General features: G+C 67.3%; 25 protein-coding genes and 5 tRNA genes. 23 read left to right on the top strand and 7 right to left on the bottom strand.

All coding sequences use genetic code 11. The features are described from left to right. Positions 1-15 precede the first annotated feature (15 nt). Genes V8246_RS03165 through V8246_RS03155 form a run of 3 tightly spaced genes read left to right on the top strand, consistent with a single transcriptional unit; the run spans position 16 to position 2128 of the window. Positions 16-1293: a YihY family inner membrane protein gene (locus V8246_RS03165; protein ID WP_336187863.1), complete on the top strand. Its 1278-nt coding sequence runs from the start codon at positions 16-18 to the stop codon at positions 1291-1293. After that, positions 1290-1862, top strand: a complete 573-nt coding sequence (locus tag V8246_RS03160; protein ID WP_336187862.1) for a TlpA disulfide reductase family protein — start codon at positions 1290-1292, stop codon at positions 1860-1862. Before V8246_RS03165 ends, V8246_RS03160 begins: the two co-directional genes overlap by 4 nt. Beyond that, on the top strand, positions 1862-2128 hold the full coding sequence (locus V8246_RS03155) for an acylphosphatase (RefSeq protein WP_336187861.1): 267 nt from the start codon (positions 1862-1864) through the stop codon (positions 2126-2128). Before V8246_RS03160 ends, V8246_RS03155 begins: the two co-directional genes overlap by 1 nt. Positions 2129-2132: 4 nt before the next feature. Here the strand turns inward: V8246_RS03155 and V8246_RS03150 are convergent, their stop codons facing one another. From V8246_RS03150 to hemA, 7 genes are read right to left on the bottom strand one after another with little or no spacing between them, the layout of a single operon-like run. Then, the gene (locus V8246_RS03150; RefSeq protein ID WP_336187860.1) at positions 2133-2531 is read right to left on the bottom strand and encodes a hypothetical protein; all 399 of its coding nucleotides are present in this window, start codon (positions 2529-2531) and stop codon (positions 2133-2135) included. Positions 2532-2533: 2 nt separating this feature from the next. Beyond that, entirely contained in the window at positions 2534-3313 is a 780-nt protein-coding gene (gene ppk2 / locus V8246_RS03145) for a polyphosphate kinase 2 (RefSeq protein WP_187574518.1), read from the bottom strand. A gap of 28 nt (positions 3314-3341) precedes the next feature. Next, entirely contained in the window at positions 3342-3680 is a 339-nt protein-coding gene (locus tag V8246_RS03140; protein ID WP_336187859.1) for a helix-turn-helix domain-containing protein, read from the bottom strand. Between the two features lie 16 nt (positions 3681-3696). Next, complete coding sequence (moaB, locus tag V8246_RS03135; protein ID WP_336187858.1) at positions 3697-4215, bottom strand: molybdenum cofactor biosynthesis protein B; 519 nt, start codon at positions 4213-4215, stop codon at positions 3697-3699. A 26-nt stretch (positions 4216-4241) separates the two neighbouring features. Then, complete coding sequence (locus V8246_RS03130; RefSeq protein ID WP_336187857.1) at positions 4242-4694, bottom strand: GNAT family N-acetyltransferase; 453 nt, start codon at positions 4692-4694, stop codon at positions 4242-4244. After that, entirely contained in the window at positions 4691-5776 is a 1086-nt protein-coding gene (prfA, locus tag V8246_RS03125; RefSeq protein ID WP_336187856.1) for a peptide chain release factor 1, read from the bottom strand. Before prfA ends, V8246_RS03130 begins: the two co-directional genes overlap by 4 nt. Further along, a complete protein-coding gene (hemA, locus tag V8246_RS03120) occupies positions 5754-7034 on the bottom strand; it encodes a glutamyl-tRNA reductase (protein WP_336187855.1) in 1281 nt (426 codons plus the stop codon). The genes prfA and hemA overlap by 23 nt, the downstream gene beginning before the upstream one ends. Positions 7035-7100: 66 nt before the next feature. Here hemA and V8246_RS03115 point away from each other — a divergent pair, with 66 nt between their 5' ends. The 20 genes from V8246_RS03115 to rpoB all read left to right on the top strand — a co-directional run bounded on the left by V8246_RS03115 (position 7101) and on the right by rpoB (position 23955). Next, entirely contained in the window at positions 7101-8792 is a 1692-nt protein-coding gene (locus V8246_RS03115; protein WP_336187854.1) for a hypothetical protein, read from the top strand. Continuing rightward, complete coding sequence (gene lolB / locus V8246_RS03110) at positions 8789-9439, top strand: lipoprotein insertase outer membrane protein LolB (RefSeq protein ID WP_336187853.1); 651 nt, start codon at positions 8789-8791, stop codon at positions 9437-9439. Before V8246_RS03115 ends, lolB begins: the two co-directional genes overlap by 4 nt. Then, entirely contained in the window at positions 9418-10326 is a 909-nt protein-coding gene (ispE, locus tag V8246_RS03105) for a 4-(cytidine 5'-diphospho)-2-C-methyl-D-erythritol kinase (protein WP_336187852.1), read from the top strand. Before lolB ends, ispE begins: the two co-directional genes overlap by 22 nt. Further along, positions 10325-10400 (top strand) — tRNA-Gln (locus V8246_RS03100). The genes ispE and V8246_RS03100 overlap by 2 nt, the downstream gene beginning before the upstream one ends. Positions 10401-10432: 32 nt before the next feature. Then, positions 10433-11392, top strand: a complete 960-nt coding sequence (locus tag V8246_RS03095) for a ribose-phosphate diphosphokinase (RefSeq protein ID WP_055940747.1) — start codon at positions 10433-10435, stop codon at positions 11390-11392. 113 nt (positions 11393-11505) lie between these two features. Beyond that, positions 11506-12159 (top strand): 50S ribosomal protein L25/general stress protein Ctc, encoded by a 654-nt coding sequence (locus tag V8246_RS03090; RefSeq protein ID WP_336187851.1) that lies wholly within the window; start codon positions 11506-11508, stop codon positions 12157-12159. Positions 12160-12210: 51 nt separating this feature from the next. Next, positions 12211-12795: an aminoacyl-tRNA hydrolase gene (gene pth, locus V8246_RS03085; protein WP_336187850.1), complete on the top strand. Its 585-nt coding sequence runs from the start codon at positions 12211-12213 to the stop codon at positions 12793-12795. A gap of 69 nt (positions 12796-12864) precedes the next feature. After that, positions 12865-13956, top strand: a complete 1092-nt coding sequence (gene ychF, locus V8246_RS03080) for a redox-regulated ATPase YchF (RefSeq protein ID WP_336187849.1) — start codon at positions 12865-12867, stop codon at positions 13954-13956. Positions 13957-14065: 109 nt separating this feature from the next. Further along, positions 14066-14151 (top strand) — tRNA-Tyr (locus V8246_RS03075). Positions 14152-14190: 39 nt separating this feature from the next. Then, positions 14191-14264 (top strand) — tRNA-Gly (locus V8246_RS03070). Between the two features lie 54 nt (positions 14265-14318). Then, positions 14319-14394, top strand: a tRNA-Thr gene (locus V8246_RS03065). A gap of 35 nt (positions 14395-14429) precedes the next feature. Next, positions 14430-15620 (top strand): elongation factor Tu, encoded by a 1191-nt coding sequence (gene tuf / locus V8246_RS03060; RefSeq protein WP_162109794.1) that lies wholly within the window; start codon positions 14430-14432, stop codon positions 15618-15620. Between the two features lie 101 nt (positions 15621-15721). Continuing rightward, positions 15722-15797: transfer RNA gene (locus V8246_RS03055), tRNA-Trp, on the top strand. Positions 15798-15859: 62 nt separating this feature from the next. Then, positions 15860-16249, top strand: coding sequence for a preprotein translocase subunit SecE (gene secE / locus V8246_RS03050; RefSeq protein WP_185895428.1), 390 nt, complete (start codon positions 15860-15862; stop codon positions 16247-16249). A 13-nt stretch (positions 16250-16262) separates the two neighbouring features. Continuing rightward, a complete protein-coding gene (gene nusG / locus V8246_RS03045) occupies positions 16263-16820 on the top strand; it encodes a transcription termination/antitermination protein NusG (protein ID WP_162109800.1) in 558 nt (185 codons plus the stop codon). 196 nt (positions 16821-17016) lie between these two features. Next, the gene (gene rplK, locus V8246_RS03040; RefSeq protein ID WP_162109799.1) at positions 17017-17445 is read left to right on the top strand and encodes a 50S ribosomal protein L11; all 429 of its coding nucleotides are present in this window, start codon (positions 17017-17019) and stop codon (positions 17443-17445) included. 3 nt (positions 17446-17448) lie between these two features. Then, a complete protein-coding gene (gene rplA, locus V8246_RS03035) occupies positions 17449-18147 on the top strand; it encodes a 50S ribosomal protein L1 (protein WP_162109798.1) in 699 nt (232 codons plus the stop codon). 372 nt (positions 18148-18519) lie between these two features. Beyond that, entirely contained in the window at positions 18520-19056 is a 537-nt protein-coding gene (gene rplJ, locus V8246_RS03030; protein WP_093487379.1) for a 50S ribosomal protein L10, read from the top strand. Between the two features lie 60 nt (positions 19057-19116). Next, complete coding sequence (gene rplL / locus V8246_RS03025) at positions 19117-19488, top strand: 50S ribosomal protein L7/L12 (RefSeq protein WP_142126299.1); 372 nt, start codon at positions 19117-19119, stop codon at positions 19486-19488. Positions 19489-19803: 315 nt separating this feature from the next. Continuing rightward, a complete protein-coding gene (rpoB, locus tag V8246_RS03020; protein WP_336187848.1) occupies positions 19804-23955 on the top strand; it encodes a DNA-directed RNA polymerase subunit beta in 4152 nt (1383 codons plus the stop codon). The last annotated feature ends 44 nt before the right edge of the window (positions 23956-23999 follow it).

Here is a 23999-nt window from a genome sequence, read left to right as displayed (position 1 = left end):
GTTACCCTTCCGTCCATGGAGCCCCTGGACTCGTTGAACCGCTGGACCGAACGCATGCGCGACCGTGCGCGCATGGGCACCTTCTTCCGCTTCCTGGCCAAGCGATTCCTCGACGACCGCCTGTTCCAGGCGGCCGGCTCGCTGGCCTACACCACGCTGTTCGCGCTGGTGCCGCTGGCGATGGTGGTGTTCGGCGTGCTGTCGGCGTTCTCCACGTTCCAGGAATGGAGCGACCAGCTGCGCGATTACATCTTCGCCAACTTTCTGCCGGGCGCGGCGGCCAGCCTTAAGGTGAAGCTGGACGGCTTCCTGGCCAACACCGGCAAGCTGACGGCGGTGGGCGTGATCGCGCTGGTGGTGTCGCTGCTGATCACCCTCAACAGCATCGAGGCGACCTTCAACCGCATCTGGCGGGTGCACAGCGCCCGGCCGAAACTCTCGCGCTTCCTCGTCTACTGGACCGTGCTGACGCTGGGGGCGCTGATGGCTGCCGCCTCGCTGGCGCTGTCGGCGCGTTTCTATGCGCTGCCGGTGTTCGCCACCAGCGGCGGCAAGTGGCTGCAGACGCTGTCGCTGAGCGTGGCGCCGGTGTTGATCGAGCTGGCGGCCATCGTGGTGATCTACCGCGTGGTGCCGCACCGGACCATCAAGTGGCGCTACGCCGTGGCCGGCGCGCTGCTGGCCACCGTACTGCTGGAACTGGCCAAGTGGGGCCTGGGCGTCTACCTGGGCAGTTTCAATACCTATCAGAAGATCTACGGCGCGGTGGCGGCCGCGCCCATCCTGCTGCTGTGGATCTTCCTGTGCTGGGTGGCGGTGCTGCTGGGTGCGTCGCTGGCGTCGGGCATGGCGGCGTTCCGCTACCAGCCGGTCGCGCTGCGCCTGCCGCTGGGCTACGAGATCTACGGCCTGCTGCGCATGCTGGGCCGCTTCGCGCAGGCGCGTGCGCAGGGCAGGGGGCTGCACAGCGACCAGATCCTGGCGATGGAGCCGATGCTGACCGATTCGCTGATCCAGCAGATGCTGGGCCAGTTGGCCGAAATCAACCTGCTGCGTCGCGACGAGGAAGGCGAGTGGCTGCTGGCGCGCGACCTGGACGACCTGACGCTGTGCGACCTGTACGAAGCCTGCCAGCTGCGCATTCCCGTCGCCGAAGCGCACCTTCCTTTCCATGACGATGCGCTGGGATGCGCGGCGCGGCGCGCGCTGGACGACCTGCGCGTGCCCCTGCGCGAACTGCTGAAGAAGCGCGTCAGCGACCTGTACGTCGAATCCTCCCAGGAGCCTGCATGAAGTCCGTTCCCTCCCTGTCGCTGGCCGTCGTGCTGTCGCTCGCCGCCTGCAATGCCGGCTCCGCGCCCTCGGAAGCGGCACAACCGGCCATCGAGGCCCACGTGCAGGACGTCGATCCCGACGCGGAGAAACCCGCCGAGCGGACCGCCGAGACGCCGACCCTGCAGGTGAAGACGCTGGATGGCGCCGACTACTCGTTGGCCGCGCATCGTGGCAAATGGGTGGTGGTGAACTTCTGGGCCACCTGGTGCGCGCCATGCCTGAAGGAAATGCCGGACCTGTCGGCGCTGGACAAGGACAACGACCACATCGAGGTGATCGGGCTGGCCTACGAGGAAATCGAGGCGGACGAGCTGAAGGCGTTCCTGGAGGAGCGGCCGGTCGTCTACCCGATCGCGATCCTCGACGTGTACAACCCGCCCGCGGACTTCGCCACGCCGCGCGGCCTGCCGCTGACCTACCTGATCGCACCGGACGGCAAAGTGGCCAAGCAGTTCCTCGGTCCGGTGACGGGCAAGGAGATCGAGGCGGCCATCGCGGCGGCAGGCGGGCCGAAGGCCGGGGCCTGATGCCCGCCGCGCGTTTCCGGGTCGGCGGCAAGGTGCAGGGCGTGTTTTTCCGCGCCTCCACGCGCGAGCGCGCGCTGGATCTTGGCTTGTGCGGCCGGGCCATCAATCTTGCCGACGGCGGCGTGGAAGTGATCGCCGAGGGCGATGCCGCGGCGCTGGACGCGCTGGAAGCGTGGCTTTACCACGGGCCACCCGCTGCGCGCGTCGAATCGGTCGTGCGCGACGCGTGGACGGGAGCGGTAAACGACGGCTTCGTCACCGGCTGAGACTTCACTCCCCCGCTTCGTGCAGCCGCAGCGCGCGTGCGGTCTGGGCTTCGTCCAGCGGCGGCGGTCGCGCGACCACCGCCTGCCTGGGTTCCTTCCAGCCGGGGATCTTGCGCGCGCCGGCCTGGATGCCCTTGGCAGCCAGGCCGGCGAGCACCGGCACGATGCCCCCGTTCTTGCCCAACTGCTCAAGGCTGGTCGGTTCGCGCCACGTGCGTTCGAACGTGCCCGGTTCCACCTCGATGGGATTGCGGAAGCGGTACAGGTCCACGACTTCCTCCGGCTCGGGCCGCACGGTCAGCGTTTCCAGGGTGGTCGCCGACGGATCTTGCGTACCCGCCGGGTCCTGCGCCAGCGCGGGCGTCGCCGCCAGCCACACCGCGGCCATGAAGGGCAGGCGCATCGTCAGCCGCCGCGCTGCGGCTTGATCGGCTTGAGCACGCCGTAGCGTTCCTTGTGCAGCTTGCCGCGCAGTGGCGGCAGGCCCAGGGGTTCCACCGGCACGCGGGTGTCGGGCAGGCGGTCCAGCAGGTCGCGGATCATGGTGAGGCGGCCGACGCGCTGGTCGTTGAAATCCACCAGCGTCCACGGGGCGTTGGCGGTGTGCGTGGCCTTGAGCATCGCTTCGCGCGCGGCGGTGTAGTCGGCGTACTTCTCGCGCGCCTTCAGGTCGATCGGCGACAGCTTCCAGCTTTTCAGCGGTTCGTCCGCACGCTCGGCGAAGCGTTCCTCCTGCTGGGCCTGGTCCACGCACAGCCAGTACTTGAACAGCAGGATGCCGTCGTCGGTGATGCCGCGTTCGAATACCGGTGCCTGCTGCAGGAAGCGCTGGTACTGTTCGTCCGTGCAGTAGCCCATCACCTTCTCGACGCCGGCGCGGTTGTACCAGCTGCGGTCGAACAGCACGATCTCGCCTGCGGCCGGCAGGTGCGCGATGTAGCGCTGGAAATACCACTGCGTGGCTTCGCGTTCGCTGGGCTTGGGCAGCGCCACCACGCGGCACTGGCGCGGGTTGAGGTGTTCGGTGATGGCGCCAATGGCGCCGCCCTTGCCGGCGGTGTCGCGGCCTTCCACCACCACCACGATGCGCGCCCCGCAATGCGAGGCCCAGCGGGCCATGGCCGCCAGTTCCAGTTGCAGGGGTTTCAGGCGGGCTTCGTAGTCCTTGCGCTTGAGCGGCTTCATCGCGTCATCCTGTGCGGCGGTGGGAGGTTCAGCGTTTGCGGCGCGCGGCGTGGCCGGCCATGCCGCGGGCGACTTCCAGCAGTGCGCCCTGCTGGCGGGTGTTCAGGGCGCGATAGGCGGCGAGCAGGTCGTGTTCGCCCTGCGTGCGCGCCGGGTCCAGCGTGGAGGCCAGTTCCGACAGCAGTGCGCCGGCCGGCACGCCGAACGCGCGGGCGAGGGCGTTGAGCTGCTCGCTGCCGGGCATTTTCTCGCCGGCCAGCCAGGCCTTGACGGTGGATACGCCGGCCCGCGGGATGGCGGCGGCCAGGTCGGCGGCGGTCAGGCCGCTGGCCTTGGTGAGCAGACGCAGGGTGGCATCGAGCGACATGTGGAGCTCTCCTGACTCATTCCTTCAGGCGGGGACGCAGCGTGGCGAGGTTGCAGGGCCGCGTGCGCGCATCGAGCTGCGCGCGGATGATCTTTTCCCACGCCGTGCGGCAGGCCGAGGTGGAGCCGGGCAGGCAGAACAGGAAGGTCTGGTTGGCCAGCCCGGCGAAGGCGCGCGACTGCAGCGACGAGGTGCCGATCTCGTCGAAGCTGATCTGCCGGAACAGTTCGCCGAAGCCCGGCATGTCCTTGTCCAGCAATGGCAGCAGCGCTTCGGGCGTGGAATCGCGACCGGTGAAGCCGGTGCCGCCGGTCACCAGGATGCCGTCCACGGCCGGATCGGCGATCCACTGCGACACCTGCGCGCGCAGGCGGTAGCGGTCGTCGGGCAGCAGGGCGCGGGCATGCAGGTGGTGGCCTTCGCGCCCGAGCGCTTCGGCCAGGTAGTCGCCGGAACGGTCCTCGGCCAGGGTGCGGCTGTCGGAAACGGTCAGCACGCACAGGTGCAACGGGATCAGGTCGTCGGCATGGCTCATGCCGCGCAGCGTAGCGCAATCGTGCGTCAGCGGAGCGGGAGGCGGTAGCGCAGTGTGCCGTCGTACAGCGTCCAGCCCATGTCACGGTACAGGGCCTGCGCGCCGTGGTTGTCGTGGTCGGTTTCCAGTTCCAGCCGCAAGGCGCCGTCGTCGCGGGCGAAGTCGGCCGCGGAGGACAGCAGGGCACGCGCCACGCCCAGCCGGCGCGCTTCGGGCACCACCAGCAGATCGTTGAGGATCCACGTGCGGGCCGCACTGACCGACGAGAACGCAGGGTACAACTGGACGAAACCGACGGCCTGCTCGTCGCGCCAGGCCAGCAGGACCACCGATTCGTCGCGCTCCAGCCTGGCCCGGATGAACGCGCGCGCCAGCGACGGATCGCTCGGCTGGCCATAGAACATCCGGTACAGGTCGAACAGATGCGCCACCACGTCCAGGTGGTTCAGGCCCGCGCGGCGGACAACGGTGAGCGTCATGCGGACTCCGTCAGGCGTGCCAACTCGTCGGCCAGATGCTCGCGGGCGAGGCGGTCGATCAGTGCGTCCAGATCGCCCTGGATGACATTGGGCAGATCGTACAGGGTGAGGCCTTCCACGCGGTGGTCGGTGATGCGGCCCTGCGGGAAGTTGTAGGTGCGGATGCGCTGGCTGCGATCGCCGCTGCCGACCTGCAGCTTGCGCGATTCGGCCTGCGCGGCCTGCTGCCTGCTACGCTCGGCCTCCAGCAGCTGCGCCTTCAGCCGCTTCATCGCCTTGTCGCGGTTGGCATGCTGGCTGCGCTCGGTCTGGCACTCCACCACCACGCCGGTCGGCACGTGGGTGATGCGGATGGCCGATTCGGTCTTGTTGACGTGCTGGCCACCGGCGCCGGAGGAGCGGAAGGTGTCGACCTTCAGGTCGGCCGGGTTGATCACGATCTCGTCCACGTCGTCCACGTCCGGGATGATCGCCACGGTGGCGGCCGAGGTATGGATGCGGCCCTGCGATTCGGTTTCCGGCACACGCTGCACGCGATGGGTGCCGGATTCGAACTTCAGTTTCGAGTATGCGCCGCGGCCGACGATGCGGGCGACGATTTCCTTGTAGCCGCCGTGCTCGCCCGGGCTGTCGGATTCGACCTCCACTTTCCAGCCCTGGCGTTCGGCATAGCGCGCATACATGCGGAACAGGTCGCCGGCGAAGATGGCGGCCTCGTCGCCGCCGGTGCCCGCGCGGACTTCCAGGAACAGGTTGCCCTCGTCGCGGCTGTCCTTGGGCAGCAGCAACAGCATCAGCTGTTCGTCCAGCTGCGTCAGGCGCTGTTGCGCGGCGGTGATTTCCTCGTCGGCCAGTTCGGCCAGCTCGGGGTCGTTGCGCATCGCCTGCGCCGCGGTCAGGTCGGCCCGGGCACGCTTTTCCTCCGCCATCGCGGTGGCGAGCGGTTCCAGCTGTGCGAACTCGCGCGAGAAGGCACGGAAACGGTCGCCATCGCCGATCACGTCCGGGTCGGCGAGCAGGCGTTCGAGTTCTTCCCGGCGTTCGGCCAGCGCTTCCAGCTTACGGCGCAGCGTTGGCGTCATCGTCGTTCTTCAGGTGGGAATAGGGCGGCTGGGCCGGGAACAGGCGGTCGGCGGCGCGGGCCAGGTCGGCGTCGCCGTTGAGCGCGGCCTCGCGCAGGGCGGCCGTCGGGGGGTGCAGCAGCCGGTTGGTCAGCGTGTGGGCCAGGAAGTCGAGCACCTGTTCGGGTTCGCGCCCGTTGGCCAGTTGCTGGCGTGCCTTGGCCAGCACGTCCTCGCGCGTGGCCTCGCCCAGGGCGCGCAGGCGCTTGAGCGGCTCGGTGCGCGCGCCGGCGCGCAGGCTTTCCATGAACCGGCCCACCTGCACGTCGATGATGGCCTCGGCCGCATCGGCGGCTTCGCGCCGGCTGCGCCGGTTGTCCTCGACCGCGCGTTCCAGGTCGTCGACCGTGTACAGGTAGGCATCGCGCAGCTCCGCCACCGATGCGTCGATGTCGCGCGGCACGGCCAGGTCGAACAGCAGCATCGGCTTGTGCCTGCGCGCGGCGAGCGCAGCGGCGACCTGCGCGTGGCGCACCACCGGCTCGCGCGCGGCGGTGGCGGAGAACACCACATCGGCCTCGGCCAGGTGGCGGTCCAGTTCGGCCAGCGGCAGGGCGTAGCCGCCGTGGCGGCTGGCCAGTTCCTGCGCATGCGCCAGCGTGCGGTTGGCCACCAGCAGGCGGCGCACCCGTCCTTCGCTGAGGTGCTTGGCGGCCAGTTCGATGGTTTCGCCGGCGCCGACCAGCAGCACCGTGGACTCGCTGAGGCGGGCGAAGGAGTTCTGCGCCAGGCGCACGGCGGTGGAGGCGATCGAAACCGGGTTGGCGCCGACCCGCGTATCGGTGCGCGCACGCTTGGCCACGGCGAAGGTCTGCTGGAACAGCCGGTCCAGGCGGTTGCCGAGCGCGCCGTGTTCGCGCGCCGTCGCCCAGGCGTCCTTCACCTGGCCCAGGATCTGCGGCTCGCCCAGCACCATCGAATCCAGGCCGGTGGCCACCCGGAACAGGTGGCGCACCGCATCGGCGTCGCGATGCCGGTACAGATAGCCCTCCAGGCCTTCGGCATGGGTGGCCAGCCAGCTGGACAGCACGTCGCCATCTTCGGCCACGGCGTAGAGTTCGGTGCGGTTGCAGGTGGACAGCAGGGCGGCCTCGGCCACGTCCGGCAACGCGCGCAGCGACGACAACGCATGCGGCACCGTGCCGGCGTCGAACGCCACCCGTTCGCGCAGGTCGACCGGCGCGGTCTGGTGGTTCAATCCGAGGACCCACAACGTCATCGTTCAGGTGCTTGCAGTAAGCTGCTGGCTCATCAGGGCCGCCATTTTACGGCCCACGTGAGTTTCATGTCCGAAATGATTCGCACCCGCCTGGCGACGCTGGCGCTGGTGGCCCTGGCGCCCACGGCGTTGGCCGCTCCGTCCACGCGTCCCGTGGAACCGAAGGATGATGCGCTGACCACCGTCATGGCCGGCGAGTTCGCCCTGCAGGCCGGCCAGTTGCCCGACGCGACGCGCTGGTACCTGGATGCGGCCCGACAGGACGACGATGCCGGCCTGGCCGAGCGCGCCACGCGCATCGCCCTGCTGGCCAAGGACGATGCGCGCGCTGCCGAGGCACTGAAACTCTGGCGGGCCAGATCGCCGCGTACGCTCGCCCTGCGTGGGGCAGAAGCCACGCTGGCCCTGCGCCAGGGGCAGGGTCGCCAGGCCCGTCGGGAGTTGGCCGGGTTGATGCAGGACCCGGACGAGCTGGGCTGGCGGTATGCGCTCACCGCGCTGGCCAGCGGAGGCAAGGATCCGGAACTGGCACCGCGGTTGCTGCGGGAGCTGGTCGACCAGGGCGCCATCCCCGACAGCCTGCAGGCCTGGCTGGCGTTCACCGGGCTGGCCCAGCAGATGGACCAGCCGGTGCTGGCCGAGCGCATGGTGGCGAATGTGGTGAAGCGCTTCTCCGGCGAGCCGCAGGTGGCCTTGCTGCAGGCCAGCCAGTTGCAGCAGGCTGGCCGCAAGGACGAAGCGAAAACGGTGCTGGACGGTCTGCTGCCGAAGGCGGCCGGTGATGCGGCGCTGCGCCTCAAGCTGGCGGAAGAGTACGACCGGCTGGGCGACCCGGCGGCGGCCTCGCGGGCGATGGGGCAGGGGCCACAGGACACCCTGACCTACGGCTTGCGGGCGCAGCTGCTGGCCAAGGCCGACGACAAGCAGGCACTGGATGCGCTGTATGAGGAGTTGAAGCGGGCGTCCACGGGGAAGGACCCGGCGACGGCCTACAGCCCGGAACGTCGCCTGCTGCTGGGCCAGATGGCCGAGTTCCTCGAACGGCGCGAGGAAGCGCTGGCGTGGTACCGCAGCGTTCCAGCCGGCGAACAGCGCGCCGAAGCGCGCCTGCGGGCGATCAAGACCCTGTTCGACCTGGAGCGCAAGGACGAAGCCTTCGCCGAGGCGCGAAGGCTGCAGGCCGATGCCGAGGTCGGCGACGGGACCCGTCGCGACGCCTATCTGATGGAAGCCGAGCTGCGCCACGAGGATCAGCAGGACGCGGGCGAACTGGAGGTCTTCGCGCGCGGGCTGGCCGCCTATCCCGACGACCTGGCGCTGCTGTATTCGCGCGGCCTGGCCTGGGAACGCCGCGACCGCATCGACCACGCCGAAGCCGATTTCCGCCGGATCCTGGTGATCGAGCCGGACAACGTGGCCGCGCTCAACGCGTTGGGCTATACGCTGGCCGACCGCACCACGCGCTACCAGGAAGCCCTGGAACTGATCGATCGCGCCCGGGCCGCCGCGCCCGAGGATGCGGCGATCATCGACAGCTATGGCTGGGTCCTGTATCGATTGGGGCGCAACGCCGAGGCGCTGGTGGAGCTGCGCCGGGCTTTCACCCTGCAGAAGGACGCCGAGATCGCCGCGCATGTCGCGGAGGTACTGTGGGTGATGGGACAGAAGGAGGAGGCGCGCCGGTTCTTCGAGGAGGCGCGCAAGATCGATCCCGACAACCGCTCGCTGCAGCGGGCGCTGGAGAAGACGGGCGCATGAAGGTTTCAGGAATGCTGTGGGCGGGGCTGATGGCCCTGTCGCTGGCCGGCTGCGCCACGCGCGGACCGGCCGTGGGCTCGCCGGTCCTGCGCGATCCTGAAGCGCTCGCGGCCGCGCAGGCGTCGCAGGCCACGCGGGCCGCATGGCTGGCCTCGCAGGCGGACTGGTCGTTCTCCGGGCGGGTGGCCGTCAGCGCCAACGGCAAGGGCGGCAGCGGCCGCATCGATTGGGAGCAGACCGACGCCCGTTACCGGGTCGCGCTCAGCGCGCCGGTCACCCGCCAGAGTTGGCGGCTGGCCGGCGACCTGCAGACCGGCGCAGGCCGTCTGGAGGGGCTGGAGGGCGGAACCCGGGAGGGCGGCGACGCAGCGGACCTGTTGAGACAGGCCACCGGCTGGGACATCCCGGTAGCCTCGATGGTGCATTGGGCGCGCGGTCTGGCGGACCCCGCCATGGCAGTGGAGGGGCTGGAATACGACCCCCAAGGCCGCCTGCGTGCCCTGTCGCAGCACGGCTGGCGGGTCGACTATCTGGACTGGTTTCCGGCCGAGGGCGCCCGACCCGTCCTGCCGCGTCGGGTAGAGGCGCGACGCGACGGCGCAGCGGTGAAGCTCGCCGTCGACCAATGGCAGATGGCGCCGCAGTGAGCCGGTTTCCCGCCGAAGAGGGCTGGTCCACGTGGCCGGCCCCCGCGAAACTCAACCTCGTGCTGCAGATCACCGGCCGACGGGCCGATGGTTACCACGTGTTGCAGACCGTGTTCCGGCTGCTGGCGTGGGGCGACCGCATCCACCTGCGCCCCCGGTCCGACGGCATGGTCCGACGTGTCGGCGCCTCGGTTCCCGGTGTGGCCGAGGATGACGACCTGGTCATCAAGGCTGCCAAACTTTTGCAAAAAGTCGCCAAAGCGAATCAAGGTGCGGATATCGGCGTCGAAAAACGCATTCCGGCCGGGGGCGGCTTTGGTGGTGGGTCGTCCGACGCCGCGACGGTGCTGGTGGCGCTGGACCATCTGTGGGGCTGCAAGTTGGGCCCGGACCGGCTGGCGGGGCTGGGCCTGCAGCTCGGGGCGGACGTTCCGGTCTTCGTCCGAGGCCGGAATGCCTGGGCGGAAGGCGTCGGTGAGGTCCTGACCCCGCTGGACCTGCCCCCGGCGTGGTACCTGCTGGTCGATCCGGGCGTCCACGTGCCCACCGCGGCGCTGTTCGCGTCCCCGGATTTGACGCGTGATGCTGCACCCGCGAAAATATCGGACTTCGTTTCGGGATCACTGCTCGGCAACGCGTTCGAGCCGGTCGTGCGTCGCCGGGAGCCTGCCATCGAGGCGGTCTTCCAGGCCCTTTCGCATATCGGCACGCCACGCTTGACCGGTTCCGGCGGCGGCTGCTTCGTGGAGTTCGCCGACCGGGCCGCCGCCGAGGCTGCGCTGGCGCGTCTGCCGGCCGGGCTGCGTGCCCGGGTGGTGGAGGGCGCGGCGCGCTCGCCGCTGCTGGATGCGCTGGCGCAGGTCCGCGGAACGGAGAAAAACGCCTAGGGGCGTCGCCAAGTGGTTAAGGCACCGGGTTTTGATCCCGGCATTCGTAGGTTCGAATCCTTCCGCCCCTGCCAATCCAGTCCAGCCGCATCCGCCGAGACGACCCATGCAAGACGAACGTAACCTGCTTGTGTTCTCCGGCAACGCCAACAAGCCGTTGGCCAACAGCATCTGCCGCGAACTGGGCGTGCGTCCCGGCAAGGCGCTGGTGTCCCGTTTCTCCGACGGCGAAGTGCAGGTGGAGATCCAGGAGAACGTACGCCGGCAGGAAGTGTTCGTCGTGCAGCCGACCTGCGCGCCGAGCGCCGAGAACCTGGTGGAGCTGCTGGTGCTGATCGACGCGCTGAAGCGCGCATCGGCCAGCAGCGTCACCGCGGTGGTGCCGTACTTCGGCTACGCCCGCCAGGATCGCCGCATGCGCTCCTCGCGCGTGCCGATCACGGCCAAGGTGGCGGCGAAGATGTTCGGCGCGGTGAGCGCCGACCGCGTGCTGACGGTCGATCTGCACGCCGACCAGATCCAGGGTTTCTTCGACATCCCGGTGGACAACGTGTACGCCTCCCCGCTGCTGCTGGCCGACATCTGGCGCGCCTACGGCACGGAGAACCTGCTGGTCGTGTCGCCCGACGTGGGCGGCGTGGTGCGCGCCCGTGCGGTCGCCAAGCGCCTGGACGATGCCGACCTGGCGATCATCGACAAGCGCCGTCCGCGCGCCAACGTGGCCACGGTGATGAACATCATCGGCGACGTGGAAGGCAAGGACTGCGTGCTGGTGGACGACATCGTCGACACCGCCGGCACCCTCTGCGCCGCGGCCGCGGCGCTGAAGCAGCACGGCGCCAACAAGGTGGCGGCGTACTGCACCCATCCCGTGCTCTCGGGCCCGGCGGTGGACAACCTGAACAACTCGGTGCTCGACGAACTCGTCGTCACCGACACCATCCCGCTCTCGCCGCAGGCGCAGGGCTGCAGCAAGATCCGCCAGCTGTCGGTGGCGGAACTGCTGGCGGAAACGATCCGCCGTATCGCCTTCGGCGAGTCGGTCAGTTCGCTGTACGTGGATTGAGTCTCCGCCGCGCGCCGGCTCATCGGGGCGTGGCTTTTCGGGTTCATCTGGTCGCGGATGAGCCTTCATCGGGCCGCCGCAAGGCGATCCCACAACCTGGGTAGTGAAGAAACATGGCAAACACGCATGAAATCAAGGTGCAGCGCCGCGAGGACGAGGGTAAGGGTGCGAGCCGCCGCCTCCGTCACGCCGGCCAGGTGCCCGCCATCGTCTACGGTGGCGAACTCGATCCGGTCAGCATCCAGCTGAACCACAACGAGGTCTGGCTGGCCAGCCAGAACGACTGGTTCTACTCGTCCATCCTGGACCTGAGCCTCAATGGCGACATCCAGAAAGTGCTGCTGCGTGACATGCAGCGCCACCCGTTCAAGCAGCAGATCATGCACCTGGACTTCCAGCGCGTGAACGAGAACGAGACGCTGCGCACCGCGGTGCCGCTGCACTTCCTCAACGAAGACAAGTCGCCGGCCGGCAAGTCCGCCGAGGTCGTGGTTACCCACGAGCTGAACGAAGTCGTGGTCGAGTGCCTGCCGAAGGACCTGCCGGAGTTCATCGAGATCGACCTGGCCGACCTGGCCATCGGTGCGGTGATCCACCTGTCCGACGTCAAGCTGCCGGCCGGTGTGGTCATCCCCGAGCTGAAGCTGGGCAAGGAGCACGACGTCGCCGTCGTGATCGCCAAGCATGGCAAGGAAGAAGCCGAGGAAGCGCCGGCCGAGTCGGCCGAAGTGCCGGCTTCGAAGGTCGCCAAGAAGGACGACAAGTAATCGCGTGAGCCTGCGCCCGTTCCGGCGGGCGCAGGCGCGTGATGCGTCCCCATGGCAGGCCTGCGCCTCATCGTCGGACTGGGAAATCCCGGTGCCGAACATGCCCGAACCCGGCACAACGCCGGGTTCCATTTTGTCGACGCCCTGGCGGAACGGCAGGGTGAGCGCTTCGGCCTGGACAGCAAGCTGTTCGGCGAGACCGCCAAGGTCGTCGTAGCCGGGCAGCCGGTGTGGCTGCTGAAGCCGGCCACCTACATGAACCTGAGCGGCAAGTCGGTCGCCGCGGCGCTGCGGTTCTGGAAGATCGCGCCGGAAGAGGCGCTGCTGGCGCATGATGAGCTGGACTTGGCACCTGGTGTGGCCAGGCTGAAGTTCGATGGCGGCCATGGCGGCCAGAACGGGTTGCGCGACACCATCCAGCACCTGGGTCATGGCAAGTTCCACCGCCTGCGCATCGGCATCGGCCATCCCGGCCACAAGGACCGGGTGACCAGCTGGGTGCTGGGCAAGCCAGGCAAGGACGACGAGATCCTGATCGCGCGGGCCATCGACGACGCGTTGGGCGTGCTGCCGCTGGCGGTGTTGGGCAATTTCATGGATGCGATGACGCGGTTGCATACCCCAAGGCAGGGCTGAGTGGAGAGCAGTGAGGAGTGAGGGCGCCAGTGCGCTCACTCCTGACTTCTCACGACTCACTACTCGAATATGGGCATCAAATGCGGCATCGTCGGCCTGCCGAACGTCGGCAAGTCGACCCTGTTCAACGCGCTGACCAAGGCGGGCATCGCCGCGGCCAACTTCCCGTTCTGCACCATCGAGCCCAATGTGGGCGTGGTGCCGGTGCCGGACCCGCGCCTGAACCAGCTGGCCGAGATCATCAACCCGCAGAAGGTCATCCCGACCGCGGTCGAGTTCGTCGACATCGCCGGGCTGGTCGCGGGCGCGGCCAGCGGCGAGGGTCTGGGCAACAAGTTCCTGGCCCATATCCGTGAGGTCGACGCCATCACCCACGTGGTGCGCTGCTTCGAGAACGATGACGTCATCCACGTCAACAACCGGATCGACCCGATCTCGGACATCGACACCATCGACACCGAGCTGGCGCTGGCCGACCTGGAAAGCGTGGAGAAGGCGCTCAACCGCGCCGAACGGTCGGCCAAGGCCGGCGAGAAGGACGCCATCGCCCGCAAGCCGGTACTGCAGAAGCTGCAGGCCGGCCTGAACGACGGCAGGCCCGGTCGCGCGCTGGGGCTGGACGAAGAGGAGAAGGCGCTGGTCCGCGACCTGTTCCTGCTGACCCTCAAGCCGGTCATGTACGTGGCCAACGTGCTGGAGGACGGGTTCGAGAACAATCCGCACCTGGAGGCCGTGCGTGCCCGCGCCGCGACTGAGGGGGCCCAGGCGGTGCCGGTGTCGGCCGCCATCGAGGAAGAGCTGTCCCAGTTGGACGACGCCGACCGGGACGCCTTCCTGGCCGATCTGGGGCTGGACGAGCCGGGCCTTAACAGGGTGATCCGGGCCGCCTACGCCCTGCTGGGCCTGCAGACCTACTTCACCGCCGGCGTGAAGGAAGTCCGGGCCTGGACCGTGCGGGCGGGGTCCACCGCGCCGCAGGCGGCGGGCGTGATCCATACCGATTTCGAAAAGGGTTTCATCCGCGCCGAAACCATCGCCTTCGACGACTTCATCAAGTACCGGGGCGAGGCGGGCGCCCGCGACGCCGGCCGCTTGCGGCTTGAGGGCAAGGAGTATCGGGTCCAGGAGGGCGACGTCCTGCACTTCCGGTTCAACGTCTGAGAAAAAAATGTGTCTGGCGCGTTGACAGACGCATCCGCACACGCCAAAATCTCGGGCTGTTTCACCCTGGTTTGATTTGGCCGCCAAGCCTGATCAGTCCGGTGATCCCGGAGGGATACCCAAGCGGCCAACGGGGGCAGACTGTAAATCTGCTGGCTTACGCCTTCGGTGGTTCGAATCCACCTCCCTCCACCAGCTTTCCGTTGTTGTTTCGAGTTGTAGTGGTCTCCCGGTGCGGGAGTAGTTCAATGGTAGAACTGTAGCCTTCCAAGCTACTAGTGCGGGTTCGATTCCCGTCTCCCGCTCCACTGAACGCCCGTACAGGGTCTGCAGCAAGTCCAGGCAACACGAACAGGTTTCACGCTCACGTAGCTCAGTCGGTAGAGCACCTCCTTGGTAAGGAGGAGGTCGATGGTTCGATTCCATTCGTGAGCACCACTTCCCATTGACGATTCACGCGAGAACTAGCAGCCATGGCAAAGGGTAAATTCGAACGCACCAAGCCGCACGTGAACGTGGGCACGATTGGCCACGTTGACCACGGCAAGACGACGCTGACGGCGGCGCTGACGAAGATCGGCGCGGAGCGTTTCGGTGGCGAGTTCAAGGCGTACGACGCGATCGACGCGGCGCCGGAAGAGAAGGCGCGCGGCATCACGATTTCGACGGCGCACGTGGAATACGAATCGGCCACGCGCCACTACGCGCACGTGGACTGCCCGGGCCACGCCGACTACGTGAAGAACATGATCACCGGTGCGGCGCAGATGGACGGCGCGATCCTGGTGTGCTCGGCCGCCGACGGCCCGATGCCGCAGACGCGCGAGCACATCCTGCTGTCGCGCCAGGTGGGCGTGCCGTACATCGTCGTGTTCCTGAACAAGGCCGACATGGTGGACGACGCCGAGCTGCTGGAGCTGGTGGAGATGGAAGTCCGCGAACTGCTGAGCAAGTACGAGTTCCCGGGCGACGACACCCCGATCATCTCGGGCTCGGCCCGTCTGGCGCTGGAAGGCGACCAGAGCGAGATCGGCGTGCCGGCGATCCTGAAGCTGGTGGACGCGCTGGACACCTGGATCCCGACCCCGGAGCGTGACGTCGACAAGCCGTTCCTGATGCCGGTGGAAGACGTGTTCTCGATCTCCGGCCGCGGCACCGTGGTGACCGGTCGTATCGAGCGCGGCATCATCAAGGTGGGCGACGAAATCGAAATCGTCGGTATCCGTCCGACCCAGAAGACCACGGTCACGGGCGTGGAAATGTTCCGCAAGCTGCTGGACCAGGGCCAGGCGGGCGACAACGCCGGTCTGCTGCTGCGCGGCACCAAGCGTGACGACGTGGAGCGTGGCCAGGTGCTGGCCAAGCCGGGTTCGATCACCCCGCACACCGAGTTCGAAGCCGAAGTCTACGTGCTGAGCAAGGACGAAGGCGGCCGTCACACCCCGTTCTTCAAGGGCTACCGCCCGCAGTTCTACTTCCGCACCACCGACATCACCGGTGCGGTGCAGCTGCCGGAAGGCGTGGAGATGGTGATGCCGGGCGACAACGTGAAGATGGTGGTCACGCTGATCAACCCGGTGGCGATGGACGAAGGTCTGCGCTTTGCGATCCGCGAGGGCGGCCGTACGGTCGGCGCCGGCGTGGTGGCCAAGATCATCAAGTAAGGCCCCGGCGGTCCCGGCGACGGGTTCGCCGGACAGCGCGAAGGGCGGGCCGGAACCTCGGTCCGCCTTCGCCGTCTAAGGGAAGGTTGTAGCAAATCGATACGCCAGTAGCTCAATTGGCAGAGCAGCGGTCTCCAAAACCGCAGGTTGGGGGTTCGAGTCCCTCCTGGCGTGCCACCTCCTTCCCCGCGGAGTCCGGATCTGCCGTGCTCCCCTCGAGCTAAAGAGCGACAACTGACTTGAACAGCAAGGTCGAACAATCCAAAGCCGGCACGCCCGCGGCCGACATCGCCAAGTACGTCCTGGCGCTCGCGCTGGTCGTGGGTGGTCTGGTGGCGTGGTGGTGGTTCAATGGGCAATGGGCCACGCCGCTGCGTTCGCTGGCGGTGGTTGCGGGCCTGGTGCTGGGCGCGCTGGTGTTCCTGCAGACCGGCAAGGGGCGCGATACCCGCGAATTCCTGGCCGAGTCGCGTTTCGAGTTGCGCAAGGTGGTGTGGCCCACGCGCGAGGAAGCCACCCGGACCACGTGGGTGGTCATAGTCGTGGTGATCGTGCTCAGCCTGATCCTGGCCGGTTTCGATTTCGCCATCCAGGCGTTGATCGAGTGGTTCCTGAATTTTGGCCGTTGAGGAGAGTCGCTCAGTGAAGCGCTGGTATGTCGTCCATGCTTATTCCGGGTTCGAGAAGTCGGTGGCGCAGGCGTTGCGCGACCGCATCGTCCGCGACGGCATGCAGGAGAAGTTCGGCGATGTGCTGGTCCCGACCGAAGAGGTCGTGGAAATGCGCTCCGGCCAGAAGCGCCGTTCCGAGCGCAAGTTCTTCCCGGGTTACGTGCTGGTCCAGATCGAAACCCATGACGAGGGTGGCATCCCGCGCATGGACAACGAGAGCTGGCACCTGGTGAAGGATACGTCCAAGGTGCTCGGCTTCATCGGCGGTACCGCGGATCGTCCGCTGCCGATCCGCGACGAAGAGGCGGCGGCCATCCTGGACCGCGTCCAGGAGGGCGTCGAGAAGCCCAAGCCCAAAGTCCTGTTCGAGCCGGGCGAGATGGTCCGCGTCACCGACGGCCCGTTCAACGACTTCAACGGCGTGGTCGAGGAAGTCAACTACGAAAAGAGCCGCCTGCGCGTGGCGGTGCTGATCTTCGGCCGCTCCACCCCGGTGGAGCTGGAGTTCGGCCAGGTCGAGAAGGCCTGAGTCGGCGGCCGGACCGTCTGGGCGGTCCTGCCAAAAGCCTGTTATACTGCGCGGCTCCCTGAACGGTTGAGCCGGCGGGGGCCATGGCCGCCTTCGGGCGGCCGTCGGCGCATTCGAGATACGCGATGCCGGGACGCGTGATTTTCCCGGTCCGATGGGGAGCCTTCACAGGCGCTAGCACCCGGAGAGTACTCACATGGCAAAGAAAGTTGTCGGTTACATCAAGCTGCAGGTGAAGGCCGGCCAGGCCAACCCCTCGCCGCCGGTCGGTCCTGCGCTGGGTCAGCGCGGCCTGAACATCATGGAGTTCTGCAAGGCGTTCAACGCCGCCACGCAGAAGCTGGAGCCGGGCCTGCCGATTCCGGTGGTCATCACGGCCTATTCCGACCGTACGTTCACCTTCATCACCAAGACGCCGCCGGCGACGATCCTGCTGAAGAAGGCCGTCGGCATCACGTCCGGCTCCAAGCGCCCGAACACCGAGAAGGTGGGCAAGGTCACCCGCAAGCAGCTCGAGGACATCGCCAAGGCGAAGGAACCCGACCTGACCGCGGCCGATCTGGATGCAGCGGTGCGCACGATCGCGGGTTCGGCCCGCTCCATGGGCCTGACGGTGGAGGGTTAAGAGATGGCACAGAACAAGCGACAGAAGGCCATCCTGGCCGCCGTGACCCCCGGCAAGGCGTATGCCATTGACGAGGCCCTGAAGATCGTCAAGACCGCGGTCAAGGCCAAGTTCGTCGAGTCCGTCGACGTGGCCGTGCGCCTGGGTGTGGACGCCAAGAAGTCGGACCAGCAGGTCCGCGGCTCCACCGTGCTGCCGGCCGGTACCGGCAAGTCCGTCCGCGTGGCGGTGTTCGCCCCGGCTGGCGCCAAGGCCGACGAAGCCGCTGCCGCCGGCGCCGAAGCCGTTGGCATGGATGACCTGGCCGAGAAGATGCTGGCCGGCGACATCAATTACGACGTGGTCATCGCCACGCCGGACGCGATGCGCGTGGTCGGCAAGCTGGGTACGGTCCTGGGCCCGCGCGGCCTGATGCCGAACCCGAAGGTCGGCACCGTGTCGCCGAACCCGGCCGAGGCGGTGAAGAACGCCAAGTCGGGCCAGGTGCGCTACCGCACCGACAAGGCCGGCATCATCCACTGCACCATCGGCAAGGCCAGTTTCGACGACGAAGCGCTGAAGTCGAACCTGCAGGCGCTGCTGATCGACCTGGTGAAGGCCAAGCCGGCCACCTCCAAGGGCCAGTATCTGCAGAAGATCTCGGTCAGCTCGACCATGGGCCCCGGCGTCACCGTCGACCAGTCCTCGCTGTCCCTGAAGTAATCGCATCATCCCTGTCCCGCGACGCGGGGCAGGGCGCAACGAATTTTGAGGGCAGTCGCCCAGGCCGGGGTGCCGGTGCAAGCGACAGCCGTCAAAGACCGCAGGTGCGGTCAGCGCGCAACGACGACGGGCAGGGAAGCTCGTGCTGGCAGGGAATCGCCGTCGTGGCTAGCGGGACCGCTTAATCCATTCCCCCGGGAATGCGCCTGCGCAGATGGTGCCGCCTTCTGGAAGTTTTCTGGAGCACGACCGCAAGGTCGCCAGTCAGACAGGCCACCGACGGGACCTTCGTGTCCCCGGTACCCACGGAGGGGTGCCGTCCAGGACCGCAAGCGGCAGGAGTCGCGAGCGGAGTCAATAAGTGAGGAGTGTATGGCTCTCAATCTGTCCCAGAAGCAAGAAGTAGTCGCCGAGCTGGCAGACGTCGCCGCCAAGGCGCACTCCCTGGTCGCCGCCGAATACGCAGGCACCACGGTCAGTCAGATGACCGCGATGCGCAAGAAGGCCCGCGAGACCGGCGTGTACTTGAAGGTTGTCAAGAACACGCTGGCCGTGCGTGCCGTGGCCGGTACCGAGTTCGAGGTTGTCCAGGACAAGCTCGTCGGTCCGCTGCTGTATGCGTTTTCGACCGAGGAGCCCGGCGCTGCCGGCCGCCTGATCAAGGAATTCGCCAAGGGTAACGACAAGCTGCAGCCGAAGGTCGTCTCCGTGGGTGGCCAGCTGTATCCGGCCAGCCATGTGGAAGTCCTGGCGTCGCTGCCGACCCGCGACCAGGCCCTGGCCATGCTGGCCCGTGTGCTGGCCGAACCGGCCTCGATGTTCGCCCGCGCCGTCAAGGCCGTGGCCGACAAGCAGGGTGGTGGCGAAGCGCCGGCGGAAGCCGCAGCCGAAGCCCCGGCCGAAGCCTGATCCGACGTCTTCTACGGTTCTACGAACCCTAATCCCAGATAATTTCCAAAGGTAAACACAATGTCCCTTTCCAACGAACAGATCGTCGACGCCATCGCCGGCAAGACCCTGATGGAAGTGATGGAGCTGGTCAAGGCCATCGAAGAGAAGTTCGGCGTCTCCGCCGCCGCCCCGGTCGTCGCCGCTGCCGGTCCGGCCGCTGCCGCCGCCCCGGTCGAAGAGCAGACCGAGTTCACCATCGTCCTGAAGGACGCCGGTGCGAAGAAGGTCGACGTCATCAAGGCCGTCCGCGCCATCACGGGCCTGGGCCTGAAGGAAGCCAAGGACCTCACCGAGGCCGGCGGCGTCCTGAAGGAAGGCGTGTCGAAGGAAGATGCCGAGAAGTTCAAGAAGGACCTCGAAGCCGCTGGTGCGAGCGTCGAAGTCAAGTAAGCCGTATCCGTCGCCGGTCCACTCAGGCGACAACCCGAGGCCGGGGGCGCAAGCCCCTGGCCTTCGGTCGTTTCAACGGGAAGAGGGAATAGGGAATAGGGAATCGCACCAGCGCAGCGCCGTCCCTTGCTCGCCAGCGATTCTCCATTCCCTATTCCCGACTCCCGCCCAAGCGAGTTTGTAGTTGGAAGTAGCAGCAGAGGGCGTGCTGGTGCCGGCAATACCAGCGACTTCCAACTGAAAATTCCCCCGTTCGAAAGAATGTCCCCCGTGCGGTCGCGGACGCGCGCCCCACGCTGCCAAAGGCACAGTCACATGACGACATATTCGTTCACCGAAAAGAAGCGCATCCGCAAGGACTTCGGCAAGCAGCGCTCGATCCTCGAAGTCCCGTTCCTGTTGGCCATCCAGGTCGACTCCTACCGCGAATTCCTGCAGGAGCACGTCGATCCCGCCAAGCGCGAGGACCGTGGCCTGCACGCCGCGCTGAAGTCGGTCTTCCCGATCGCCAGCTACAGCGGCAACGCCGCGCTGGAATACGTCGGCTACAAGCTGGGCGAGCCGGTGTTCGACGAGCGCGAGTGCCGCAACCGCGGCCTGAGCTACGGCGCCCCGCTGCGCGTGACCGTGCGCCTGGTGATCTACGACCGCGAGTCGTCCACCAAGGCGATCAAGTACGTGAAGGAGCAGGAGGTCTACCTGGGCGAGATCCCGCTCATGACCGACAACGGCACCTTCATCGTCAACGGCACCGAGCGCGTCATCGTCTCGCAGCTGCACCGTTCGCCGGGCGTGTTCTTCGACCACGACCGCGGCAAGACCCACAGCTCGGGCAAGCTGCTGTACAGCGCCCGCATCATTCCCTACCGTGGCTCGTGGCTGGACTTCGAGTTCGACCCGAAGGATGCGCTGTTCACCCGCATCGACCGCCGCCGCAAGCTGCCGGTCTCGATCCTGCTGCGCGCCCTGGGCTACTCCAACGAGGAGATGCTCAACGAGTTCTTCGACGTCAACACGTTCCACATCCTGCCCGAAGGCGTGCAGCTGGAACTGGTCGCCGAGCGCCTGCGCGGCGAGACGCTGAACTTCGACCTGGCCGACGGCGACAAGGTCATCGTGGAAGCCGGCAAGCGCATCACCGCGCGCCACGTGAAGCAGCTGGAGCAGTCCGGCATCGCCGCCCTGGCCGTGCCGGACGAATACCTGGTGGGCCGCATCCTGTCGCACGACGTGATCGACGCCAACACGGGTGAGCTGCTGGCCGCGGCCAACGACGAGATCACCGACGACCAGCTGGCCAAGTTCCGCAAGGCCGGCGTGGACGCCGTGGGCACGCTGTGGGTCAACGACCTGGACCGCGGCCCGTACCTGTCCAACACCCTGCGCATCGACCCGACCAAGACCCAGCTGGAAGCGCTGGTCGAAATCTACCGCATGATGCGCCCGGGCGAGCCGCCGACCAAGGACGCCGCGCAGAACCTGTTCCACAACCTGTTCTTCACCTTCGAGCGCTACGACCTGTCCAATGTCGGCCGCATGAAGTTCAACCGCCGCGTGGGCCGCAAGGAAACCACCGGCGAAGCCGTGCTGTACGACAAGAAGTACTTCGGCGCGCGCAACGATGAGGAAGCCAAGCGCCTGGTCGCCAGCCTGGGCGAGACCTCGGACATCCTGGACGTCATCAAGGTCCTGACCGAGATCCGCAACGGCCGCGGCACCGTGGACGACATCGACCACCTGGGCAACCGTCGCGTGCGTTCGGTCGGCGAAATGGCCGAGAACGTCTTCCGCGTGGGCCTGGTCCGCGTCGAGCGCGCCGTGAAGGAGCGCCTGTCGATGGCCGAGTCCGAGGGCCTGACCCCGCAGGAACTGATCAACGCCAAACCGGTGGCCGCCGCGATCAAGGAGTTCTTCGGCTCCTCGCAGCTGTCGCAGTTCATGGACCAGAACAACCCGCTGTCGGAAGTCACGCACAAGCGTCGTGTCTCGGCCCTCGGCCCGGGCGGCCTGACCCGCGAGCGCGCCGGCTTCGAAGTGCGCGACGTGCACCCGACCCATTACGGCCGCGTCTGCACCATCGAAACGCCGGAAGGTCCGAACATCGGCCTGATCAATTCGCTGGCCGTGTACGCGCGCACCAACAGCTACGGCTTCCTCGAGACGCCGTACCGCAAGGTCGTGGACGGCGTGATCACCGACGAGATCGAGTACCTGTCGGCGATCGAGGAGAACGAGTACGTCATCGCGCAGGCCAACGCGCTGCACGACGCCAAGAGCCGCCTGACCGAGCAGTTCGTGCCGTGCCGCTTCCAGGGCGAATCGCTGCTGAAGCCGCCGAGCGAAGTGCACTACATGGACGTGTCGCCGATGCAGACCGTGTCGGTCGCCGCGGCTCTGGTGCCGTTCCTCGAGCACGACGACGCCAACCGCGCGCTGATGGGCGCCAACATGCAGCGCCAGGCCGTGCCGACGCTGCGTGCGCAGAAGCCGCTGGTCGGTACCGGCATCGAGCGCGCCGTGGCGCGCGACTCGGGCGTGACCGTGAACGCCCGTCGTGGCGGCGTGGTCGAGCAGATCGACGCCGGCCGCATCGTGGTGAAGGTCAACGAGAACGAGATCTCCGGCGAAACCGATGCCGGCGTCGACATCTATTCGCTGATCAAGTACACGCGCTCCAACCAGAACACGTGCATCAACCAGCGCCCGCTGGTGAACGTGGGCGATGTGGTGGCGCGCGGCGACGTGCTGGCCGACGGTCCGTCGACCGACATCGGCGAGCTGGCGCTGGGCCAGAACATGCTGATCGCGTTCATGCCGTGGAACGGCTACAACTTCGAAGACTCCATCCTGCTCTCCGAGCGCGTGGTGGAAGAGGATCGCTACACCACGATCCACATCGAAGAGCTGACCTGTGTCGCGCGCGACACCAAGTTGGGCCCGGAAGAGATCTCCGCCGACATTCCGAACGTCTCCGAGCAGGCGCTGAACCGCCTGGACGAGAGCGGTGTGGTGTACATCGGTGCCGAAGTGCGCGCCGGCGACATCATGGTCGGCAAGGTCACGCCCAAGGGCGAAAGCCAGCTGACCCCGGAAGAGAAGCTGCTGCGCGCGATCTTCGGCGAGAAGGCCTCGGACGTGAAGGACAGCTCGCTGCGCGTGCCCCCGGGCATGGACGGCACCGTCATCGACGTGCAGGTCTTCACCCGCGACGGCATCGAGAAGGACAAGCGCGCGCGCCAGATCGAGGAGAACGAGATCAAGCGCGTCAAGAAGGACTTCGACGACCAGTTCCGCATCCTGGAAGGCGCCATCTACGCCCGCCTGCGTTCGCAGCTGGTCGGCAAGGTGGCCAACGGCGGTCCGGCCGGCCTGAAGAAGGGCGACGCGATCACCGACGCGTACCTGGACGGGCTGAAGAAGTCCGAGTGGTTCACCCTGCGCATGAAGGACGATGACGCCTCCGACGCCATCGAGCGCGCCCAGATGCAGATCCAGGCGCACGAGAAGGAGTTCGAGCGCCGCTTCGCCGACAAGCGCGGCAAGATCACCGCGGGCGACGACCTCGCCCCGGGCGTGCTGAAGATGGTCAAGGTGTACCTGGCCGTGAAGCGCCGCATCCAGCCGGGCGACAAGATGGCCGGCCGTCATGGCAACAAGGGCGTCGTGTCGACCATCGTGCCGGTCGAGGACATGCCGTACATGGCCAACGGCGAGACGGTGGACATCGTGCTCAACCCGCTGGGCGTGCCGTCGCGCATGAACATCGGCCAGGTGCTGGAAGTGCACCTGGGCTGGGCGGCGAAGGGACTGGGCAAGAAGATCCAGGACATGCTGGATGCCCAGGCCAAGGTCGCTGACCTGCGCAAGTTCCTGACCCAGATCTACAACCACGATCAGAAGCTGGGCGAAGACCGCGTGGACCTGGACCAGTTCAGCGATGCCGAACTGATCGCGCTTGCCAAGAACCTGACCGACGGCGTGCCGATGGCCACCCCGGTGTTCGACGGCGCGGCGGAAACCGAGATCAAGCACATGCTCGAGCTCGCGGATCTGCCGATCAGCGGCCAGACCCAGCTGTACGACGGCCGCACCGGCGAGGCGTTCGACCGCCACACCACGGTCGGCTACATGCACATGCTGAAGCTGAACCACCTGGTGGACGACAAGATGCACGCGCGTTCCACCGGTCCGTACTCGCTCGTCACCCAGCAGCCGCTGGGCGGCAAGGCGCAGTTCGGCGGTCAGCGCTTCGGTGAAATGGAAGTCTGGGCGCTGGAAGCCTACGGCGCGGCGCACACCCTGCAGGAAATGCTGACGGTCAAGTCGGACGACGTGCAGGGCCGCAACCAGATGTACAAGAACATCGTCGATGGCGCCCACGAGATGGTCGCGGGCATGCCGGAATCCTTCAACGTGCTGGTGAAGGAAATCCGCTCGCTCGCCATCAACATGGAACTGGAAGACTGATCGCCACGCGCGGGCGCATCCTTGCGCCCGCGCTGCAAGCACGT

Source organism: Pseudoxanthomonas sp. F11 (assembly GCF_037046485.1).
Lineage (GTDB): Bacteria > Pseudomonadota > Gammaproteobacteria > Xanthomonadales > Xanthomonadaceae > Pseudoxanthomonas_A.
Note: the sequence above shows the minus strand (reverse complement) of the source record. Positions and strands in the feature narration are given on the sequence as shown.

Coding starts and splice junctions, on each gene's coding strand:
- pth (WP_336187850.1), top strand. CDS start 12,211: ATGGCAGGCCTGCGCCTCATCGTCGGACTGGGAAATCCCGGTGCCGAA.
- prfA (WP_336187856.1), bottom strand. CDS start 5,776: ATGACGCCAACGCTGCGCCGTAAGCTGGAAGCGCTGGCCGAACGCCGG.
- V8246_RS03130 (WP_336187857.1), bottom strand. CDS start 4,694: ATGACGCTCACCGTTGTCCGCCGCGCGGGCCTGAACCACCTGGACGTG.
- ppk2 (WP_187574518.1), bottom strand. CDS start 3,313: ATGAAGCCGCTCAAGCGCAAGGACTACGAAGCCCGCCTGAAACCCCTG.
- rplJ (WP_093487379.1), top strand. CDS start 18,520: ATGGCTCTCAATCTGTCCCAGAAGCAAGAAGTAGTCGCCGAGCTGGCA.
- V8246_RS03160 (WP_336187862.1), top strand. CDS start 1,290: ATGAAGTCCGTTCCCTCCCTGTCGCTGGCCGTCGTGCTGTCGCTCGCC.
- V8246_RS03165 (WP_336187863.1), top strand. CDS start 16: ATGGAGCCCCTGGACTCGTTGAACCGCTGGACCGAACGCATGCGCGAC.
- tuf (WP_162109794.1), top strand. CDS start 14,430: ATGGCAAAGGGTAAATTCGAACGCACCAAGCCGCACGTGAACGTGGGC.
- moaB (WP_336187858.1), bottom strand. CDS start 4,215: ATGAGCCATGCCGACGACCTGATCCCGTTGCACCTGTGCGTGCTGACC.
- ispE (WP_336187852.1), top strand. CDS start 9,418: ATGGCAGATGGCGCCGCAGTGAGCCGGTTTCCCGCCGAAGAGGGCTGG.
- V8246_RS03095 (WP_055940747.1), top strand. CDS start 10,433: ATGCAAGACGAACGTAACCTGCTTGTGTTCTCCGGCAACGCCAACAAG.
- V8246_RS03090 (WP_336187851.1), top strand. CDS start 11,506: ATGGCAAACACGCATGAAATCAAGGTGCAGCGCCGCGAGGACGAGGGT.
- rplA (WP_162109798.1), top strand. CDS start 17,449: ATGGCACAGAACAAGCGACAGAAGGCCATCCTGGCCGCCGTGACCCCC.
- V8246_RS03155 (WP_336187861.1), top strand. CDS start 1,862: ATGCCCGCCGCGCGTTTCCGGGTCGGCGGCAAGGTGCAGGGCGTGTTT.
- lolB (WP_336187853.1), top strand. CDS start 8,789: ATGAAGGTTTCAGGAATGCTGTGGGCGGGGCTGATGGCCCTGTCGCTG.
- rplK (WP_162109799.1), top strand. CDS start 17,017: ATGGCAAAGAAAGTTGTCGGTTACATCAAGCTGCAGGTGAAGGCCGGC.
- V8246_RS03150 (WP_336187860.1), bottom strand. CDS start 2,531: ATGCGCCTGCCCTTCATGGCCGCGGTGTGGCTGGCGGCGACGCCCGCG.
- rpoB (WP_336187848.1), top strand. CDS start 19,804: ATGACGACATATTCGTTCACCGAAAAGAAGCGCATCCGCAAGGACTTC.
- rplL (WP_142126299.1), top strand. CDS start 19,117: ATGTCCCTTTCCAACGAACAGATCGTCGACGCCATCGCCGGCAAGACC.
- hemA (WP_336187855.1), bottom strand. CDS start 7,034: ATGACGTTGTGGGTCCTCGGATTGAACCACCAGACCGCGCCGGTCGAC.
- ychF (WP_336187849.1), top strand. CDS start 12,865: ATGGGCATCAAATGCGGCATCGTCGGCCTGCCGAACGTCGGCAAGTCG.
- V8246_RS03115 (WP_336187854.1), top strand. CDS start 7,101: ATGTCCGAAATGATTCGCACCCGCCTGGCGACGCTGGCGCTGGTGGCC.
- V8246_RS03140 (WP_336187859.1), bottom strand. CDS start 3,680: ATGTCGCTCGATGCCACCCTGCGTCTGCTCACCAAGGCCAGCGGCCTG.